At 64.6% G+C, this 17,435-nt stretch carries 17 protein-coding genes; 16 read left to right on the plus strand and 1 reads right to left on the minus strand.

The window, feature by feature from the left end; translation table 11 throughout:
* Positions 1-19: 19 nt before the first annotated feature.
* The 8 genes from pcaQ to ACSQ3L_RS26405 all read left to right on the plus strand — a co-directional run bounded on the left by pcaQ (position 20) and on the right by ACSQ3L_RS26405 (position 8,085).
* On the plus strand, positions 20-937 hold the full coding sequence (gene pcaQ / locus ACSQ3L_RS26370; RefSeq protein ID WP_436162568.1) for a pca operon transcription factor PcaQ: 918 nt from the start codon (positions 20-22) through the stop codon (positions 935-937).
* 119 nt (positions 938-1,056) lie between these two features.
* A complete protein-coding gene (locus ACSQ3L_RS26375) occupies positions 1,057-2,373 on the plus strand; it encodes an ABC transporter substrate-binding protein (RefSeq protein ID WP_436162569.1) in 1,317 nt (438 codons plus the stop codon).
* 21 nt (positions 2,374-2,394) lie between these two features.
* Positions 2,395-3,138 carry an ABC transporter ATP-binding protein gene (locus tag ACSQ3L_RS26380; RefSeq protein WP_436163529.1) on the plus strand — a complete coding sequence of 248 codons (744 nt, stop codon included), beginning with the start codon at positions 2,395-2,397 and terminating at the stop codon, positions 3,136-3,138.
* Positions 3,135-3,863 carry an ABC transporter ATP-binding protein gene (locus ACSQ3L_RS26385; RefSeq protein ID WP_436162570.1) on the plus strand — a complete coding sequence of 243 codons (729 nt, stop codon included), beginning with the start codon at positions 3,135-3,137 and terminating at the stop codon, positions 3,861-3,863. Before ACSQ3L_RS26380 ends, ACSQ3L_RS26385 begins: the two co-directional genes overlap by 4 nt.
* Positions 3,860-4,756: a branched-chain amino acid ABC transporter permease gene (locus ACSQ3L_RS26390; RefSeq protein WP_436162571.1), complete on the plus strand. Its 897-nt coding sequence runs from the start codon at positions 3,860-3,862 to the stop codon at positions 4,754-4,756. Before ACSQ3L_RS26385 ends, ACSQ3L_RS26390 begins: the two co-directional genes overlap by 4 nt.
* On the plus strand, positions 4,753-5,814 hold the full coding sequence (locus ACSQ3L_RS26395) for a branched-chain amino acid ABC transporter permease (protein WP_436162572.1): 1,062 nt from the start codon (positions 4,753-4,755) through the stop codon (positions 5,812-5,814). Before ACSQ3L_RS26390 ends, ACSQ3L_RS26395 begins: the two co-directional genes overlap by 4 nt.
* Before the next feature lie 2 nt (positions 5,815-5,816).
* Entirely contained in the window at positions 5,817-6,602 is a 786-nt protein-coding gene (locus tag ACSQ3L_RS26400) for a coniferyl-alcohol dehydrogenase (RefSeq protein WP_436163530.1), read from the plus strand.
* A 37-nt stretch (positions 6,603-6,639) separates the two neighbouring features.
* Positions 6,640-8,085 (plus strand): aldehyde dehydrogenase, encoded by a 1,446-nt coding sequence (locus tag ACSQ3L_RS26405; protein ID WP_436162573.1) that lies wholly within the window; start codon positions 6,640-6,642, stop codon positions 8,083-8,085.
* 34 nt (positions 8,086-8,119) lie between these two features.
* On the opposite strand, the gene ACSQ3L_RS26410 is transcribed toward ACSQ3L_RS26405, so the two are convergent.
* Positions 8,120-9,049 (minus strand): aldose 1-epimerase, encoded by a 930-nt coding sequence (locus ACSQ3L_RS26410; protein WP_436162574.1) that lies wholly within the window; start codon positions 9,047-9,049, stop codon positions 8,120-8,122.
* Between the two features lie 61 nt (positions 9,050-9,110).
* On the opposite strand from ACSQ3L_RS26410, the gene ACSQ3L_RS26415 reads away from it, so the two are divergent.
* From ACSQ3L_RS26415 to ACSQ3L_RS26450, 8 genes are all read left to right on the plus strand, one after another.
* On the plus strand, positions 9,111-9,902 hold the full coding sequence (locus ACSQ3L_RS26415) for a FadR/GntR family transcriptional regulator (protein WP_436162575.1): 792 nt from the start codon (positions 9,111-9,113) through the stop codon (positions 9,900-9,902).
* Positions 9,899-11,626 carry an IlvD/Edd family dehydratase gene (locus ACSQ3L_RS26420; protein WP_436162576.1) on the plus strand — a complete coding sequence of 576 codons (1,728 nt, stop codon included), beginning with the start codon at positions 9,899-9,901 and terminating at the stop codon, positions 11,624-11,626. The genes ACSQ3L_RS26415 and ACSQ3L_RS26420 overlap by 4 nt, the downstream gene beginning before the upstream one ends.
* Positions 11,627-11,637: 11 nt before the next feature.
* Positions 11,638-12,417 carry an SDR family NAD(P)-dependent oxidoreductase gene (locus ACSQ3L_RS26425; protein WP_436162577.1) on the plus strand — a complete coding sequence of 260 codons (780 nt, stop codon included), beginning with the start codon at positions 11,638-11,640 and terminating at the stop codon, positions 12,415-12,417.
* A 32-nt stretch (positions 12,418-12,449) separates the two neighbouring features.
* The gene (gene araD1, locus ACSQ3L_RS26430; RefSeq protein ID WP_436162578.1) at positions 12,450-13,448 is read left to right on the plus strand and encodes an AraD1 family protein; all 999 of its coding nucleotides are present in this window, start codon (positions 12,450-12,452) and stop codon (positions 13,446-13,448) included.
* Positions 13,449-13,500: 52 nt separating this feature from the next.
* A complete protein-coding gene (locus tag ACSQ3L_RS26435) occupies positions 13,501-14,526 on the plus strand; it encodes an ABC transporter substrate-binding protein (protein WP_436162579.1) in 1,026 nt (341 codons plus the stop codon).
* A 76-nt stretch (positions 14,527-14,602) separates the two neighbouring features.
* A complete protein-coding gene (locus ACSQ3L_RS26440) occupies positions 14,603-15,706 on the plus strand; it encodes an ABC transporter ATP-binding protein (RefSeq protein ID WP_436162580.1) in 1,104 nt (367 codons plus the stop codon).
* Positions 15,703-16,575, plus strand: a complete 873-nt coding sequence (locus ACSQ3L_RS26445; RefSeq protein WP_436162581.1) for an ABC transporter permease — start codon at positions 15,703-15,705, stop codon at positions 16,573-16,575. Before ACSQ3L_RS26440 ends, ACSQ3L_RS26445 begins: the two co-directional genes overlap by 4 nt.
* Positions 16,572-17,372: an ABC transporter permease gene (locus ACSQ3L_RS26450; protein ID WP_436162582.1), complete on the plus strand. Its 801-nt coding sequence runs from the start codon at positions 16,572-16,574 to the stop codon at positions 17,370-17,372. The genes ACSQ3L_RS26445 and ACSQ3L_RS26450 overlap by 4 nt, the downstream gene beginning before the upstream one ends.
* Positions 17,373-17,435: the final 63 nt, after the last annotated feature.

The raw sequence follows: 17,435 nt of genomic DNA on the forward strand, positions 1-17,435 counted from the left end.
CTCAGGGGTTATCAAATCCATGTCCGAGAGCCGTATCCGGTTCCGTCACCTGCAGGCATTCCTGGAAGTTGCGCGGCAGGGAAGCGTGGCGCGGGCGGCCGACTTGCTGCATGTCAGCCCGCCGGCGGTGACCAAGACATTGCGCGAACTGGAAGAGGCGCTGGGGGTGGCGGTCGTCGAACGCGACGGCCGCGGCATCAGACTGACGCGCATAGGCGAAATCTTCCTTCGCCATGCCGGCACGGCGATCACGGCGCTCAAGCAGGGTGTCGATTCCGTCCGGCAGGATGGGGCGGTCAACCGGCATCCGATCCGCATCGGCGCGCTGCCGACAGTGTCGGCGCGGGTGATGCCGCTCGCCATGAGCCTGTTCCTCAAGGAGGGTACGGGTGCCGCAATCAAGATCGTCACCGGCGAGAACGCGGTGCTGCTCGAACAGTTGCGCACCGGCGCGCTCGATCTCGTCGTCGGACGGTTGGCGGCGCCGGAGAACATGACCGGCTTTTTCTTCGAGCATCTCTATTCCGAACAGGTGCTGTTCGTGGTGCGCGCGGGACATCCGCTGCTTGAGCCCGGACAGGACGTGTTCGCGCGGCTCGACGAGTTCCCGGCCCTGATGCCGACACGGGAATCGGTCATCCGCCCCTTTGTCGACCGCCTGTTCATCACCAATGGCATGACGGCGCCGGCAACTGAGATCGAAACCGTCTCGGACTCCTTCGGCCGCGCTTTCCTGCGGCAGAGCGATGCGGTCTGGATCATTTCGGCCGGTGTCGTTGCCAATGAACTCGGCAGCGGCGCCTTCGTCGCCCTGCCGGTCAACACCGAGGAAACCAAGGGGCCGGTCGGCCTGACGATGCGGACCGACACGGCGCCCTCGCCGGCCTTCTCCATCCTGTTGCAGACCATCCGCGAAGCGGCAAGGCAGGGCCACTGACGCCTGAGAAGATCCCCAATTACCTAACCCAGAGGTTAACGAAACACCGCAAAATATCATTTTACCGAACCAAACCGCTGGTGCACTGTGGCGACCGAGGAGCACAGAGGGAGGAACACATGACCCACGCCATAGGCAGCAAATCCAGCATTCCAGGCATTTCGCGGCGCCAGTTCATCGCCACCTCGATCGCCGGCGGCGCCGCGCTCACGCTTGGCGGCGGCGAGGCCTTTGCCCAAGCCAGCGACACGCTCAAGGTCGGCTTCGTCAGCCCGCGCACAGGGCCGCTCGCCGGTTTCGGCCAGACCGATGGCTACGTGCTGGACCTGGCCCGCAAGGCGCTGGCCGGAGGCCTCGACATCGGCGGCAAGAAATACAGCGTCGAAATCGTCGATCAGGACACACAATCCGATCCGTCGCGTGCCGGCCAGCTGGCCAAGGACCTGATCAACAACCAGGCCGTCGATCTGATGCTGGCCGTGTCGACGCCCGAGGTGATCAATCCGGTGGCCGACGCCTGCGAAGCCGCGGGCGTGCCGTGCCTGTCGACGGTCATGCCGTGGGAGGCATGGTATTTCGGCCGTGGCGCCAAGCCCGATGCACCCTCGCCGTTCAAATGGACCTATCATTTCGGCTTCGGCGTCGGCGAGTTCTTCAAGGCCTATATCTCGCAATGGAACCTGATCGAGACCAACAAGAAGGTCGGCGTCATGTATCCGAACGACGCCGACGGCAATGCCATCCGCGCCCACCTGGCACCGCTGCTGGCCAAGGAGGGTTTTACGATTGTCGATCCCGGCGCCTATGAGACCGGCACCACCGACTATTCCTCGCAGATCGCGCTGTTCAAGCAGGAAGGCGTCGAGATCTTCAACTCGTTCCCGATCCCGCCGGATTTCGCCGCCTTCTGGCGCCAAGCGGCGCAGCAGGGCCTGATCAAGCAGATCAAGATTTGCCAGGTCGCCAAGACCGGACTGTTCCCGTCCGATATCGAAGCGCTCGGCGACCTCGGCGTGAAGATTTCGAGCGCCGCCTACTGGCACAAGGCCTTCCCCTACAAATCGCCGCTGACCGGCGTTTCGGGAACCGAGCTGGCCGACGGCTATGAGGCGGCGAGCGGCAAGCAGTGGACGCAGCAACTCGGCGCCTCGATGTCGCTGCTCGACGCCGGCTTCGAGGCGCTGAAGGCAAGTACCGACGCCAAGGACAAGGCTGCCGTGGCCAAGGCGCTGAGCACGCTGAAAACCGAGACGATGGTCGGCAAGGTCGACTTCACCAGCGGCCCGGTGGCCAATGTCTCGCCCGGCCCGATCATCGGCACGCAGTGGGTGGCCGCCAAGGAAGGATCCAAGTTCCCGCTCGATTACGTCGTGACCGAGAACGCCACCGACCCCAAAGTGCCCGTCGAAGCCAAGCTTCTGCCTTACAACGGCTGATGGACCGCTGACGAGGATCGCCTGGTGACCCATCCGCAACAACAGGCGATCCTTGCTGCCGCCGGTATCCACAAACACTTCGGCGCGCTTGTGGTGCTGGATGCGGTCGATTTCACCATGGAAGCCGACGAAGCGGTCGGCATCGTCGGCCCGAACGGCGCCGGCAAGACCACGCTGCTCAGCGTGCTGGCCGGCGCCTTTCCGCCAAGCTCGGGCACGGTCAGCTTCAAGGGCGGCGATGTGACGCCGCTATCGGCAACGCAGCGCTGCCGGCTCGGCCTGGTGCGCACGCACCAGGTGCCGAAACCGTTCAGCGGCATGACCGCCTTCGAGAATGTCTTCGTCGCCGCCTCACATGGCGCGGGCCTCGGCCGCGACGAAGCCTATGAGGAAGCGCTGGGCTCGCTGAAACTGTGCGGCATGCTCGGTGTTGCCAACCGGCGCGCCGAAACGCTCGGCCTGCTCGACCGCAAGCGGCTGGAACTGGCACGCGCGCTTGCCGCAAGACCGACGCTGCTTTTGCTGGACGAGATCGGTGGCGGGCTGACCGACGGTGAAGCCGGCGAACTTGTCGACACGATCAAGGAATTGCGCCGGCGCAAGATCGGCATCGTCTGGATCGAGCACATCGTCCATATTCTCTTGCAGGTGGCCGAGCGGCTGATCTGCATGGACGCAGGAAAAATCATCGCTGACGGCGATCCGCAAACGGTGATGGCCGACCCCGAGGTCGTGCGCGCCTATCTCGGCGGAGGCCCCAAATGAGCCTGCTTGCGGTCGAGAACCTGGTTGTCCGGCACGGCCTCTTGCAGGCGGTGCGCGGTGTGAATTTTACGATCGAGCGCGGCGAGACGCTGGCGCTGGTCGGTGCAAACGGCGCCGGCAAGACCACGCTGCTCAGGGCGATCGCCGGCGCGCACCAGCCGGCGGGCGGCCGGGTGCTGCTCAGCGGCGCCGACCTCACCAGCGTGCCGTCGCACAAGCGTGTCGGCATGGGCATCGCGCTGGTGCCCGAGGGGCGAAAACTGTTCGTGCAGATGACGGTCGAGGAGAACCTTCTGCTCGGCAAGACCGCCGGCCGGCCGGGCGCCTGGAGCGTCGACAGGGTGCTTGAGATGTTCCCCAATCTGAAGCCGCGCCGCCATGCCAAGACCGGCCATCTATCAGGTGGCGAGCAGCAGGCGACGGCGATCGGCCGCGCGCTGATGAGCAATCCGGACGTGCTGCTGCTCGACGAGGTTTCGCTCGGCCTGTCGCCGCTGATCGTCGACCGTGTCTATGCCGCGCTGCAAGGGCTGATCGCCTCCGGCACGACGATCATCCTCGTCGAACAAGACCTCAACCGCGCTCTCGCGGTTTCCGACAGGGTCATCTGCATGCTCGAAGGGCGTATCGCGCTCGAAGGGCCGAGCAAACAGGTTTCGCGCGAGGATGTGACGAAGGCCTATTTCGGCCTGCACCGGAAGAGCCCCGGGAGCGTTCCCGCATGAGCAACCAGATCATCCAGGGTATTCTGCTGGGCGGCTATTACGCGCTGATCGCCTGCGGCCTGTCGTTCATGTTTTCGGTGATGCGTATCATCAACCTCGCCCATGGCAGCCTTGCCGTGTTCGCGGCCTATGCGCTGTGGTGGCTCGCCTCGCGGTTCCACATCTCGCCCTTTGTCGGCCTGCTCATCGTGCTGCCCTTGATGGCGGCGATCGGCTGGACGCTGCAGCGCTTCCTGCTCGAACGCAGCGCGCGCGGCGGCGCCCTGCTGCCGATCTTGACGACGTTCGGCCTGGCCATCGTCATCGACAACTTGCTGTTCGAGCAGTTCGGCGCCGATACGCGTTCGCTGGCGCCCTATATCGGCAGCCTGTCCTATGATTCCTGGGAATGGCCAGGCAGCATCTATGTCGGCAAACTCGCCGTGATCATGTTCGCCAGTGCCGTGATCCTACTCGGCGGGCTGCAAGTGTTCCTCACCCACACCAGGCTTGGCCGCTCCATCCGCGCCACGTCGGAGGACCCGGATACAGCCGGCCTGGTCGGTGTCGATGCGCGCCGCGCCAATGCCATCGCTGCGGCAATAGCCATGGTCACCGTCGGCCTTGCCGGCGCGTTCCTCGGCATGCGCGCCACCTTCGATCCCTATGCCGGCGCGCCGCAACTGCTGTTCGCTTTCGAGGCCGCGGTCATCGGCGGCGCCGGTTCGCTGTGGGGGACGCTGATCGGCGGCATCGTGCTGGCGCTTGCGCAGACACTCGGCGCGCAAGTGCATCCGCAAGGTTTTCTGATCGGCGGCCATGTCGCATTCCTGATCGTCCTGTTCGTGCGGCTTTCCACGTCCGGCCTCGGCCTGCGCGGCCTGTTGCGCCTGCCATCCCGGAGCGCGTCATGAGCGCTGTCTCGGCCTCGCCGGTCATCGAGCGCGGCACCGCGATGTCGCGGATCGCGGCGATTGCCGTCGCCGTCATCATTGCGCTGCTCGTGATCGCACCGCACTTCCTGTCGGCCGGTGCCGTCGACCGCATGACCGCGCTGTTCGTCTATGTGATCCTGGCAGCGATGTGGAACGCGCTGGCCGGCTTCGGCGGCCTGGTCTCGGTCGGCCAGCAGGTGTTCTTCGGGCTCGGCGCCTATTTCGCCATCCGGCTGGCCGATGCCGGCCTCAACCCGTTCCTCGCGCTCTTCGCATCCGGAATTGTCGTTGGCGCCGTCTCCTGGCCGCTGTCGCTGTTCATGCTGCGGCTGAGGAATGGCGAGTTCGCCATCGGCATGTGGGTGATCGCGGCGCTGACGCATCTCCTGGTCAATCTCGACCGGCTGGTGCAAGGCGAAACCGGCACGTCGCTGATCTCGCTCAATGTCTACGACGCCAGCACCAGGCGGGCGACCATCTACTGGCTGGCGCTGGCCTCGATGACCGCCTTGCTCGCCATCCTGTTTGGCCTGCTGCGCGGCAGCACAGGTGCCGCGATCCGCGCGATCCGCGACAATGAGGATGCCGCCGCCTCGGTCGGCGTGCGCGTCACCGGCACCAAGCGGCTTTTGTTCGTGCTTGCCGCCTTCGGCATCGGCATCGCCGGCGCGCTGTGGCTGGCGACCTCGATCACCTTCCAGCCCAAGACCTACTTCAATGTCCAGTGGACCGCCTACATGATCTTCATGGTGCTGGTCGGCGGCATCGGCACGTTCGAGGGCGCCATTTTGGGCGCGCTGGTGTTCTTCCTCATCGAGACATGGTTCGGCGGCACCGGCGTCTTGTACCTGGTCGGGCTAGGCGCCACGGCCGTGCTGTTCTCGCTGTTCCTGCCGCGCGGCCTGTGGGGGACGATCGAGGAGCGTTTTGGGCTTCGCCTGCTGCCGGTCGGTTACCGCGTCAGGTTCCCAGCCGCCGCCGATGGCGATGCAACGCCTTCGCCACAGCAGATCACAACTCATCGGGAGAAGGCATGACCATGCTTTTCGGCAAGACGATCCTCATCACCGGTGTCGCCTCCGGCATCGGCGCGCGCACGGCGGAACTCGCCGGCCAACTTGGCGCCGATGTGATCGGCGTCGATGTGCGCGAGCCGGCTGCTCCGGTCGGCTGCTTCGTCAAGGCCGATATCTCGTCGAAGGCCGGTGTCGACGGGCTGATCGCCCGCCTGCCGCAGCAGCTCGACGCGCTCTGCAACGTCGCCGGCCTCTCCGGCAACACCGGCGCGGCGTCGACGCTGGCCGTCAATTTCTTCGGGTTGCGGGCTCTGTCGGAAGGTCTGGCGCCAAGACTTCGTGAAGGCGGCGCCATCGTCAACGTCGCCTCGATCGCCGGCTATGGCTGGCGCGCCAATCTCAACCGCGCCGCCTCGATGGTCGGCATCGAAGGCTTCCCCGATGTTGCCGACGTGGTCCGCACTCACGCGGTCAGGGACGAGGAAGGCTATCCCGTCTCCAAGGAGTTGCTGCTGTTGTGGACCTTCCGCGCGGCGCATCAGGATCTGTTCAAACGCCGTGGCATCCGCGTCAACGCGGTGAGCCCCGGCCCTGTCGAGACGCCGATCCTGAAACAGTTCCGCAGCGTGCTCGGCGACGCCCGCGTCGACAGCGACATTGCCAGGGTCGGGCGCGCCGGCACATCGGGCGATATCGCGCCGGTGGTGCTGTTCCTGTGCTCGGACGGAGCGCGCTGGGTCAACGGCGCCAATGTGCCGGTGGATGGCGGCCTCGAGGCCTCGATCAATGCCGAGGTGCTCGGCTTCTAGATTTTGCGATGCTCCACTGCGAGCGAGGGAGAGAACAATGGATATCGGACTTCTGATCGACGGCGACAAAAGGGATGCGTCCGGCTCGGCCTCCTACGACCGCATGGACCCGTTCACCGGCAAGCTGGCGACGCGCGCCGCCGCAGCCAGCATTGCCGACGCCAATGCCGCGGTCGAGGCCGCAGCGGCGGCCTTCCCAGCATGGTCGAAGACCGGGCCTGGCGAGCGCCGCGCCTTGCTGTCAAAGGCTGCTGACGTGATGGCCTCGAAGGTCGCCGAATTCACCAGGCTGATGACGGAGGAGACTGGTGCGACCGGCCCCTGGGCCGGCTTCAACGTGATGCTGGCGGCCAACATGCTGCGCGAGGCAGCGGCGATGACGACGCAGATTTCGGGGGAGATCATCCCGTCGGACAAGCCGGGCACGCTGGCCATGGCGATCCGCCAGCCTGCGGGTGTGTGCCTCGGCATCGCGCCGTGGAACGCGCCGGTCATTCTCGGCACCCGCGCCATCGCAATGCCGATCGCCTGCGGCAACACCGTGGTGCTGAAGGCCTCAGAAATGTGCCCCGGTACGCACCGGCTGATCGGCCAGGTTCTGGTCGAAGCCGGCCTGCCGAAGGGCGTCATCAATGTCGTCACCAACGATCCCAAGTATGCCGCCGGCATCGTCGAGGCGCTGGTCGCGCATCCCTCGGTCAAGCGCGTCAACTTCACCGGCTCGACCAAGGTCGGCAGGATCATCGCCGAACTCGCCGGCCGACACCTGAAGCCGGCGTTGCTCGAACTCGGCGGCAAGGCACCGCTGCTGGTGCTTGATGACGCCGACATCGACGCGGCGGTGAATGCCGCGACGTTCGGCGCCTTCATGCATCAGGGCCAGATCTGCATGTCGACCGAGAGGCTGATCGTCGATGAGAAAGTCGCCGATGAATTTGTCTCTAAACTCGCCGCCCGCGCTTCAAAACTGCCGGCCGGCGATCCGCGCGGCCATGTCGTGCTCGGATCGCTGATCAGCAGCGAGGCAGCCGACAAGATGGAGGAGCTGGTTGCGGATGCCGTCGCCAAGGGCGCCAGGCTGGTGGCCGGCGGCAAGCGCACCGGCACCGTGGTCGAAGCAACTTTGCTCGACCATGTCACGCCGGCGATGCGCGTCTACGCCGAAGAATCCTTCGGACCGGTCAAGCCGGTGATCCGGGTGAAGGGCGAGGATGAGGCCGTGCGTGTCGCCAACGACACCGAATATGGCCTCTCGTCAGCCGTGTTCAGCCGCGACATCAAGCGTGCCATGGCGGTCGCCGCGCGCATCGAAGCTGGCATCTGCCACATCAACGGCCCGACCGTCGGCGACGAAGCGCAGATGCCGTTCGGCGGCGTCAAGGGCTCGGGCTATGGCCGCTTCGGCGGCAAGGCCTCGATCGCCGAGTTCACTGATATGCGCTGGGTGACGATCGAGGATCCCGGCCAGCATTATCCGTTCTGATCTGGCCTCGCATTGGGCGATTCGACTTGGGCGATCAGATCGCCTGTGAAGGCGTGAAGCGAACGCTTGCGGATCGCATCTGCCCGGGTGCCAGTACGATGCAGCCGGTGTCGATACCCGCGCCACCCCTGCGGTTGAAGGCATCGGTGACGTTGCTGACCGGCTCGGCGCAAAAGAACGGTTCGCCCGGCGGCGTGTAGAGGACGAGGAAATCGAGCGGCGCCTCTGCCTCGATGTCCAGTTGCCGCCCATGCTCCGGCCAGGAGATCCGGGCACGGCGCGCCCATCCGGTGAAGACGGTGTCGAAGTCCGTCTCCGACACATCGAAGCCCGTGGTCGGGTTGGAGCCAGCAGGCGGCAGGACGTGCCGGGTGGGCAGGATTTCCGCATCGGTCTCCCACATGCCGGACACCCGCGCCTGGACATGCGTCCACGGCGTCGACGGGAAATAGGGATGCAGCCCGAAGCCTGCCGGCATCGGCGCGTCCGAGAGGTTGCGCAGCGAGATGGCAATGACCAGCCCGCCATCAACCAGCGAGATCGCTTGCCTTGCCTCATAGCTCCACGGCCAGGAATCGGCGGCATGGCGATAGGATAGCACGGTGGCGCTGGCATCGTGCCGCGCGACTGTCCATGGCCGACGCCAGCCATGGCCATGCTCATGGTGCGGATCGTCGGAGCTGGTCGGCAGTTCGACGGTGCGGCCGGCGAATACGAAGCGGCCACCCCTTATGCGATTGGAATAGGGAACCAGCGGGAAGCAGGCCATGGCGCCGGCATGGCGACTATCGATCGCCGCTGGATCCGCAGGGCGCAGCCAGTCCACAACGGATCCGTTTTGCCGCCAGCGGTAAGACGCCACGGCGCCGCCGGCGGCCGGGGCAATCTCCACACTCGCAATGCCATCGCTGATCGAGATCAGCTCTTGGTGCTGCTCGGCAACGGCAGCGGAATTCTTTGTCATCGGCACGCGCCCATCCCTTGACTCCAATCGCAATGCCGATAAGACATATCATATGAATAGTATGAAGAATAAGAAATCTTTCAGCACGGCGCGCACGTCAAGGGTTGCGGTGGCGGTTTCCAGCGGCTCGACGGCATTGCATGCGACCGTCGTTGAGCAGATCGGACTGCGCATCGTGCAAGGCGATTTCCTGCCCGGCGAGGCACTGCCCAATGCCGACGATTCCAGCGAGATGCTGGGGGTCAGCCGCACGGTGCTGCGCGAGGCGATCAAGGTGCTGGCAGGCAAGGGGCTCGTCGAATCGCGGCCGAAGACCGGCACACGGGTGCGTCCCCGTTCCGACTGGAATTTCCTCGACCCCGATGTCCTGTCCTGGCGCTATGCCAGCGGCGTCAGCGCCGAGGATGTCCGGGCGCTGTTTGAGCTGCGGCGAGCCATCGAACCGATGTCGGCCGCACTCGCCGCCCAGCGCGCCACGCCGGCGCAGATTGCCGAGATCAATGCCGCGCTGGCCGAAATGGAAGCCGTGGTCGACGACGGCGACCGCTTCGCCAAGCCCGACCTTTTGTTCCACCAGACCATCCTGCGCATGACCGGCAACGAGCTGATCGGCTCGCTGGCGGCACTGGTCGAAACCGCACTGATGATGAGCTTTCGCCTCTCCAACGACAATCCGGAAGGGCAGCGCCATTCTTTGCCGCTGCATCGGGAAGTGGCCGAAAAGATTGCATCCGGCGACGCCATTGGTGCGCAAAAAGCGCTGCTGGTGCTTATCGACAATGCCGAGGAGGACGTGCGCCGCAGCGTCGACAACCGCAACAGGCGCCGCCAGGATCGGGAACAGACATCGTGACGGACACCAAACGCAAGCTGCGGTCCGAGGCCTGGTTCGGCGGCGAAGGCAAAAACGCGTTCATGCACCGCAGCTGGATGAAGAACCAGGGCATCCCCGCCGACGCTTTCGACGGCCGCCCGGTGATCGGCATCTGCAACACCTGGTCGGAATTGACCCCGTGCAACGCGCACCTGCGGGCACTCGCCGATCACGTCAAGCGCGGCGTCTATGAAGCCGGCGGCCTGCCGCTCGAATTCCCGGTGATGTCGCTGGGCGAGAGCAACATGCGACCCACCGCCATGCTGTTTCGCAATCTGGTCAGCATGGATGTCGAAGAGTCCATCCGCGGCAATCCGATCGACGGCGTCATCCTGCTGGTCGGCTGCGACAAGACCACGCCGGCACTCTTGATGGGCGCTGCGTCGTGCAATCTGCCGACCATCGCGGTTTCCGGCGGGCCGATGCTCAACGGCAAGTTCCGCGGACAGGATATCGGCTCGGGTACCCACGTCTGGAAATTCGCCGAGGAAGTGAAGGCCGGCCGCATGCCGGTCGCCGACTTCCTCGCCGCCGAGCAGGGCCAGAGCCGGTCCGCGGGCAGCTGCATGACGATGGGAACGGCTTCGACCATGGCCAGCATGGTCGAGGCGCTCGGCATCGGCATGCCGGACAATGCCGCGATCCCGGCTGTGGATTCGCGCCGTGGCGTGCTCGCGCAGATGGCCGGACGCCAGATCGTCGATCTCGTGCGCAGGGACGTGACGATCGCGCAGATCCTCACCAGGCAAGCGTTCGAGAACGCCATTCGCGTCAACGGCGCGATCGGCGGCTCGACCAATGCGGTGCTGCATCTGATCGCCATCGCCAACCGGGTCGGCGTCGATCTCAGCCTCGAGGACTGGGACCGCCTTGGCCGTGACGTTCCAACCATTGTCGATTTGATGCCGTCGGGCCGATTCCTGATGGAAGATTTCTACTACGCCGGGGGGCTAGCTGCGGTCATGGCGTCGCTTGATGAAGTGGGGCTTCTTCATCGCGACGCCATGACCGTCAGCGCCAAGACCATCGGTGAATTGATCGACGGCGCGCCCAACTACAACAGCGAGGTGATCCGGCCGCTGAGCCAGCCGCTGACCAAGGAAGGCGGCATCTCCATCCTGCGCGGCAATTTGGCGCCTGACGGGGCGGTCATCAAGCCGTCCGCGGCAACGCCCGCGCTGATGCAGCATCGCGGCAAGGCGGTGGTTTTCGAGAACATCGAGCACTGCTACGCGCGCATCGACGATCCGGAGCTGGATATCGATGCCTCCTCGGTGATGGTGCTGAAGAACTGCGGACCCCGCGGTTATCCCGGAATGGCCGAGGTCGGCAACATGCCGCTGCCGGCCAAGCTGCTCAAGCAAGGCGTCTCCGACATGGTGCGCATTTCGGACGCGCGCATGAGCGGCACCGCCTACGGCACCGTGGTTCTGCATGTGGCACCTGAGGCAGCCGCAGGTGGCGCGCTGGCGCTGGTGCGCGACGGCGATCTCATCGAGCTCGACGTCGCCGGCCGCCGGCTGGAGCTTTTGGTGTCGGATGAGGAACTGGCGATCCGCCGGCGCGACTGGAAGCCGCCGGCGCCGCCCGAAGGCGGCTATCAGAGCCTTTATGTCGAGCGCGTTCTGCAGGCCGACAAGGGCTGCGATTTCGACTTTCTCGTCGGCCGACGCGATGCCGGCATCCCTCGGCATTCGCACTAGAGAGGCGCGCGATGACGGATGAAATCGGCGGCTACGCCACCTACCCCAGCCTCAAGGGCCGCAGCGTGTTCATCACCGGTGGCGGCAGCGGCATCGGCGAAAGCCTGGTGCGCCATTTCTGCGCGCAAGGCAGCCGTGTCACCTTTGTCGATCTGGCCGAGGAACCGTCCCAACGCCTGGTCGACGCGATTGCGGCCGAGGGACATGTCGCGCCACTGTTCATTCCCTGCGACCTGCGCGACGTAGAGCAACTGCAGGCGGCAACCGCGCAAGCGATGCAGCACAACGGCCCCATCCAGGTGCTGTGCAACAATGCCGGCAACGACGACCGCCACCAGACCAAGGACGTGACGGTGGCCTACTGGGACGACCGCATGGCGGTCAATCTGCGCCACCAGTTCTTCGCGGCGCAGGCGGTGCGTCCGCAGATGAGCGCGGCGGGCAGCGGCTCGATCATCAATTTCGGCTCCATCACCTGGATGGTCGGCGATCCGGATTGCCCAGCCTATGTCACCGCGAAAGCCGCTGTTTACGGCATGACGCGGGCGCTGGCCCGCGAGCTTGGCCCCGAACGCATCCGCGTCAACTGCATGGTGCCGGGCTGGGTGATGACGGAGCGCCAGATGCGCCTGTGGCTAAACCCGGCGGGCGAACGCCAGATCGCGGAAAGGCAATGCCTGCCCGACCGGCTGCAACCCTCCGATATCGCACGCATGGCGCTGTTCCTAGCAGCCGACGACAGCCGCATGTGCACCAGCCAGCAGTTCATCGTCGACGCGGGCTGGGTGTGACCCGTACGGCTGTAAAGGAAGAAGGTTAGTTCATGCGTCTTGTTCAGTTCACAATGGCCGACGGCAGCAGACGGGTTGGCCGTGTCTCCGATGACGGCAATCATCTGCACCCGCTCGAAAAGACCAGCAGCGTGCTGGAGCTGGCCGAAGCGGCGATCGCCCAGGGCACGTCGATAGCGGCGCTGGTTGGGAAGCGGACCGGCATAGCGACGATCGACTACGACCAGCTGTTGCACGATGGCCGCGTGTTGGCCCCAGTCGACCATCCGGAACCGGCGCGCTTCCTCGTCACCGGCACCGGCCTGACCCATACCGGAAGTGCCGCCGCACGCGACAAGATGCATGTGCTGACCCATGGCGAGGATGCCGAGGAATCGGATTCGCTGAAGATCTTCCGCATGGGCCTGGAAGGCGGCAAGCCCGCCGCCGGACAGATCGGGATCCAGCCCGAATGGTTCTTCAAGGGCGTCGGCACCTGTGTCGTGCCGCCCGGTGCCGAGCTACCGATGCCGGCCTTCGCGCGCGCCGGCGCCGAAGAGGCCGAGATCGTCGGCCTCTATGTCAACGGGCCGGACGGCCGCCCCTACCGCATCGGCTATGCGCTCGGCAATGAATATTCCGACCATGTGACGGAAGCCGAGAACTACCTCTACCTCGCCCATTCCAAGCTGCGCTCCTGCTCGATCGGGCCGGAGCTGCTGATCGGCGACCTGCCTGACGAGGTGCGCGGCCACTCGCGCATCCTGCGCGACGGCGCTGTCATCTGGGAGCAGGAGTTCCTGTCGGGCGAGGCGCACATGTCGCACTCGATCGGCAATCTCGAACACTTCCATTTCCGCTACCCGATGCACCGCAGGGCGGGCGACCTGCATGCCTATTTCTTCGGTGCGGCGGTGATGAGTTACGCCTCCGGCGTCAAGACGGCTTCCGGCGACGAGTATGAAATCCAGGCACAGACATTCGGCAAGCCACTGCGCAACCGGATGGTGTCGGTGCCGGACGAGGGACTGGTCGCCGTCACCCAGCTGTGACGACGAAAGTCCGGAAACCGCGGTCCACCAGAATGACAATGGGAGATTGAAAATGGGACTGAAAAAACTGTTTCTGAGAATGGCAACGATCGGGCTCGGCATCGGCCTGATGACATCGGCAACGCTCGCCGCGAACCTGCGGGTTCTGGCCTGGGACGGCTACGCCGATGCCGACTGGGTCAAGGACTTTACCGCCGCGACCGGCATCGGCGTCGATGTCGTCTTCATCGGCAGCGATGACGAGATCTGGGCCAAGATCAAGGGCAGCGAAGGCCAAGACTTCGACGTCTTCGCCGTCAACACCGCCCAGTTGCAGCGCTATATCAAGGCCGATCTGGTGTCGCCGATCGACGTCACCAAGCTCGCCAATCAGAAGGAAGTGCTGCCGCGCTTCCGCGATCTGACGGCAGTGAGCGGCGTCACCAAGGACGGCAAGGTTTACGGCATTCCGTTCTGCTTCGACTCCATCGGCCTGATCTACGACACCGACAAGGTCAAGCCGGCGCCGACCTCGATGTCGGTTCTGTGGGACCCGGCCTACAAGGGCAAGGTGCTGGCCTACGACAATGGCGAGCACAATTTCTCGTTCACCGCACTGACGCTCGGCTACAAGGATCCGTTCAACCTCAACGAAGAGCAGATGGCGGCGGTCAAGGCCAAGCTGGTCGAACTCAAGCGCAACGTGCTGAGCTTCTACACCACCGCCGACGAGGCGCAGCAGATCTACCAGAACAACGACGTTGCCCTGATCTGGGCCAATTACGGCCAGCAGCAGGTCAAGGCGCTGCAGAAGATCGGCGCCCATGTCGCCTACGTCAACCCAAGCGAGGGCGCGCTTGCCTGGCTCGACAACTGGGTCATTTCCAAGGGCGTCCGTGACAATGCGGCGGCCGAGAAATGGATCGACTTCATGCTGAGCAAGAAGGTCAGCGGCGAGCTTTCCGAGCGCACCGGCTTCGGCAACACGGTGACGGAAACCGGCAGCGCCGGCGGCAACGACAGACTGGTCTGGCTCAACAATGTCGAGGACCCGCTCAAGCGTTCGGACATGTGGAACGAGGTCAAGGCCACGCCCTGACCGTTCCGCACTCTGCCTTCAAAGGACCCGGCGGTCCGGAGGTTCCGGACCGCCGAAGCGTATGCGAGAGTATTTCATGAACCAGACCACCGACCTGCTGACGCTGCGGTCCGTCTCGAAATCCTACGGCACGGTTCCCGTGCTGCACGACATCGACCTGTCGATCCGGGACGGTGAGTTCCTCACCGTTCTTGGACCATCCGGCTCCGGCAAGACCACGGTGCTGCGGCTGATCGGTGGGCTGGAGCCGCTGACCTCAGGCGATATCCGTCTGGACGGCCAGGACATCAGCCGCATGCCGATCAACCGGCGGCCGTTCAACACCGTGTTTCAGGACTATGCGCTGTTCCCGCACCTGACCGTTTCCGGCAATGTCGGCTACGGGCTTTCGGTTCGCCATGTCCAGCGCAAGGAGATTGCGCGCCGTGTCGCGGAGGCGCTGGATCTGGTCCAGCTCGGCCGGTTCGCCGACCGCTTTCCGGCGCAGCTCTCCGGCGGCCAGCGCCAGCGCGTCGCGCTCGCCCGTGCGCTGATCTGCCAGCCGCGCCTGATCCTGCTCGACGAGCCGCTGGCGGCGCTCGACCTCGAACTGCGCCGGCAAATGCAGGTATTCCTGAAGTCCATCCAGCGCGAAATCAGGACCACCTTCCTGTTCGTCACCCACGACCAGGAAGAAGCCATCGGCATGGCCGATCGGATCTGCGTGATGGAGGCCGGCCATATCCGCCAGCTCGGCACGCCGCACGATCTTTACTACAGACCGAATTGCGAGTTCGTCGCGCGCTTCTTCGGCGAGAACAATCTGGTGGCTGGGAAACTCGGACCGGTCCAGGGCGAGCTGCGATCGATCGAGACGGCGCTCGGGCGCCTGATCTGCTCGATCAGCAGCCAGCCGCATCTGAAAGCCGCGGCGGATGGCGCCAGCGCCTACGCCGCATTCCGTCCAGAAGCCTTGCACCTTGCGGATGCAAAGGACACCGACAACCGTTTTTCCGGCACGATCTCCGACATGGCCTTTGCCGGCTCGTCGACCGTCGCCACCATCACGGCCGGCGCCGACAATGCCGCGCAACGCTTGCGGCTGCGCGTGCCGAGCCGGGTCGATGGCAGCGCGCTCAAATCCGGCGAGGCTGTATCGTTTTCGTTTGCGCCGCATGAAGGCCATCTGGTGCTGGCATGAGCGAAGCCGGTCCGACACAGCCTGCGGAAAGACGGCTGTCGCTGCTGGTGACAGTGCTGGCGTTTGCCTTGCCGGTGATCTTTGTCCTGGTGCCGCTGGCGATCTTCCTCGGTTACAGCTTCTTCAGCGTCGATCAGGGCACGATCGTCTACGACTTGTCACTGGGCAACTATGTCAGGTTCTTCACCGATCCGGTCTTTCTTCCGGTGTTCTGGAATACCATCGTTCTGTGCGTCTCGGTGGCCATCATCTGCATCCTGCTCGCCTATCCTGCCGCCTATTTCCTGACGATGCTGAAAGGCCGCTGGCGCTACGCCTTGCTGATGCTGCTGCTGGTGCCGCTGCTGATGAGCTACGTCATCAAGATCTATGCGATCCGCAGCATCCTTGGCCTCAACGGTTTCCTCAACAAGGCGCTGGTGGCGCTCGGTATCCTGCAGGAACCGTCGACGCTTTTCGTGTTCAACATGAACGCTATCCTGCTGACGCTGACCCTGCTCCTGATCCCCTTCGCCATCCTGCCGATCTTCCTGTCGCTGGAGCGGATTCCGCAGGTGCTGCTGCGCGCTTCAGATGATCTGGGGGCCAGCGGCTTGCAGACATTCCTGCGCATCACCTTGCCGCTCAGCCTGCCCGGCGTCGCCTCGGCGGCGAGCTTCGTCTTCGTGCTGGCGATCGGCGATTTCCTGACGCCGCAAATGGTCGGCGGGATCAGCGGCTTCACCTTCGGCCGCATCCTCTACAGCCAGTTCGGCACAGCCTATAACTGGCCGTTCGGCGCAGCGCTGTCGGTGGCGCTGGCGGTCGTGGTGATCGCGGCAATCCTCATCGGCGAACGCTTCGGGCGCAACCGGGGGATTTCGGTATGAGTGCCCTGCCCCGACTGTCCACCATCTTCCTGGCCGCGATCACGGCACTGGTTGCGGTGCTGCTCTACAGCCCGCTGTTCGTGCCGATCGTGTCGTCGTTCTTCACCATTTCGCATGGCAATGTCGACTGGTCGTCGCCGACCCTTGCGACCTATGTCGCGCTGGTTGAAAATCACGACATATTGGCCGCCTTGCGCACCACGCTGATCGTCGGCGTCTGCACCGTCATCCTGTCGGTGGTCAGCGGAACGCTGCTGGCGCTCTACTATCATGGGCGCCGCTCCGGACGGTCCATCCTGCAGTTCATCATCTTCCTGCCGTTCCTGATGCCGCCCATCATCAGCGGCCTGGCATTGCTGATCTTCTTCCGCGAGATCCACCTCGAACGGTCGCTGCTGACGGTCGTCATCGGCCACACGGTGTTCGTGCTGGCGATCGTCTACCGCACGGTGCTGATGCGGCTGCAGTCGATGAGCCGCACGCTGGTCGAAGCGTCCTACGATCTCGGTGCCACGGGCTGGCAGACGTTCTGGCGCATCATTCTGCCGAACCTGTCGAGCGCCATGGTTGGCGGCGCCATCCTGGCCTTCGCGCTGTCGTTCGACGAGACGATGATCACCATACTGGTCACCGGCACGCAGAGCACGCTGCCGGTCAGGCTGTGGGCGATGATGCGGCTTGGCTTCTCACCCGACATCAATGCGCTGGTGGCGCTGATCCTGATGTTCACCGTGCTGCTCTGCGTGCTTGCCGCCCGTTTTCTCATCCCCAGGCAGGTCGCGACGGAACGGACCTGAGCGTCGGGCAGAAGCGCTGCAACAAAGCAGCCATATTCTTCATCCGGCATCGACGCTGACGCA

It is taken from the genome of Mesorhizobium sp. LjRoot246, assembly GCF_964254115.1.
Lineage (GTDB): Bacteria > Pseudomonadota > Alphaproteobacteria > Rhizobiales > Rhizobiaceae > Mesorhizobium.

What these genes read in the sequence shown, in the direction of transcription:
- pcaQ (WP_436162568.1), top strand. Translation starts at nt 20, where the DNA reads ATGTCCGAGAGCCGTATCCGGTTCCGTCACCTGCAGGCATTCCTGGAA.
- ACSQ3L_RS26375 (WP_436162569.1), top strand. Translation starts at nt 1,057, where the DNA reads ATGACCCACGCCATAGGCAGCAAATCCAGCATTCCAGGCATTTCGCGG.
- ACSQ3L_RS26385 (WP_436162570.1), top strand. Translation starts at nt 3,135, where the DNA reads ATGAGCCTGCTTGCGGTCGAGAACCTGGTTGTCCGGCACGGCCTCTTG.
- ACSQ3L_RS26390 (WP_436162571.1), top strand. Translation starts at nt 3,860, where the DNA reads ATGAGCAACCAGATCATCCAGGGTATTCTGCTGGGCGGCTATTACGCG.
- ACSQ3L_RS26395 (WP_436162572.1), top strand. Translation starts at nt 4,753, where the DNA reads ATGAGCGCTGTCTCGGCCTCGCCGGTCATCGAGCGCGGCACCGCGATG.
- ACSQ3L_RS26400 (WP_436163530.1), top strand. Translation starts at nt 5,817, where the DNA reads ATGCTTTTCGGCAAGACGATCCTCATCACCGGTGTCGCCTCCGGCATC.
- ACSQ3L_RS26405 (WP_436162573.1), top strand. Translation starts at nt 6,640, where the DNA reads ATGGATATCGGACTTCTGATCGACGGCGACAAAAGGGATGCGTCCGGC.
- ACSQ3L_RS26410 (WP_436162574.1), bottom strand. Translation starts at nt 9,049, where the DNA reads ATGACAAAGAATTCCGCTGCCGTTGCCGAGCAGCACCAAGAGCTGATC.
- ACSQ3L_RS26415 (WP_436162575.1), top strand. Translation starts at nt 9,111, where the DNA reads ATGAAGAATAAGAAATCTTTCAGCACGGCGCGCACGTCAAGGGTTGCG.
- ACSQ3L_RS26425 (WP_436162577.1), top strand. Translation starts at nt 11,638, where the DNA reads ATGACGGATGAAATCGGCGGCTACGCCACCTACCCCAGCCTCAAGGGC.
- araD1 (WP_436162578.1), top strand. Translation starts at nt 12,450, where the DNA reads ATGCGTCTTGTTCAGTTCACAATGGCCGACGGCAGCAGACGGGTTGGC.
- ACSQ3L_RS26435 (WP_436162579.1), top strand. Translation starts at nt 13,501, where the DNA reads ATGGGACTGAAAAAACTGTTTCTGAGAATGGCAACGATCGGGCTCGGC.
- ACSQ3L_RS26440 (WP_436162580.1), top strand. Translation starts at nt 14,603, where the DNA reads ATGAACCAGACCACCGACCTGCTGACGCTGCGGTCCGTCTCGAAATCC.
- ACSQ3L_RS26445 (WP_436162581.1), top strand. Translation starts at nt 15,703, where the DNA reads ATGAGCGAAGCCGGTCCGACACAGCCTGCGGAAAGACGGCTGTCGCTG.
- ACSQ3L_RS26450 (WP_436162582.1), top strand. Translation starts at nt 16,572, where the DNA reads ATGAGTGCCCTGCCCCGACTGTCCACCATCTTCCTGGCCGCGATCACG.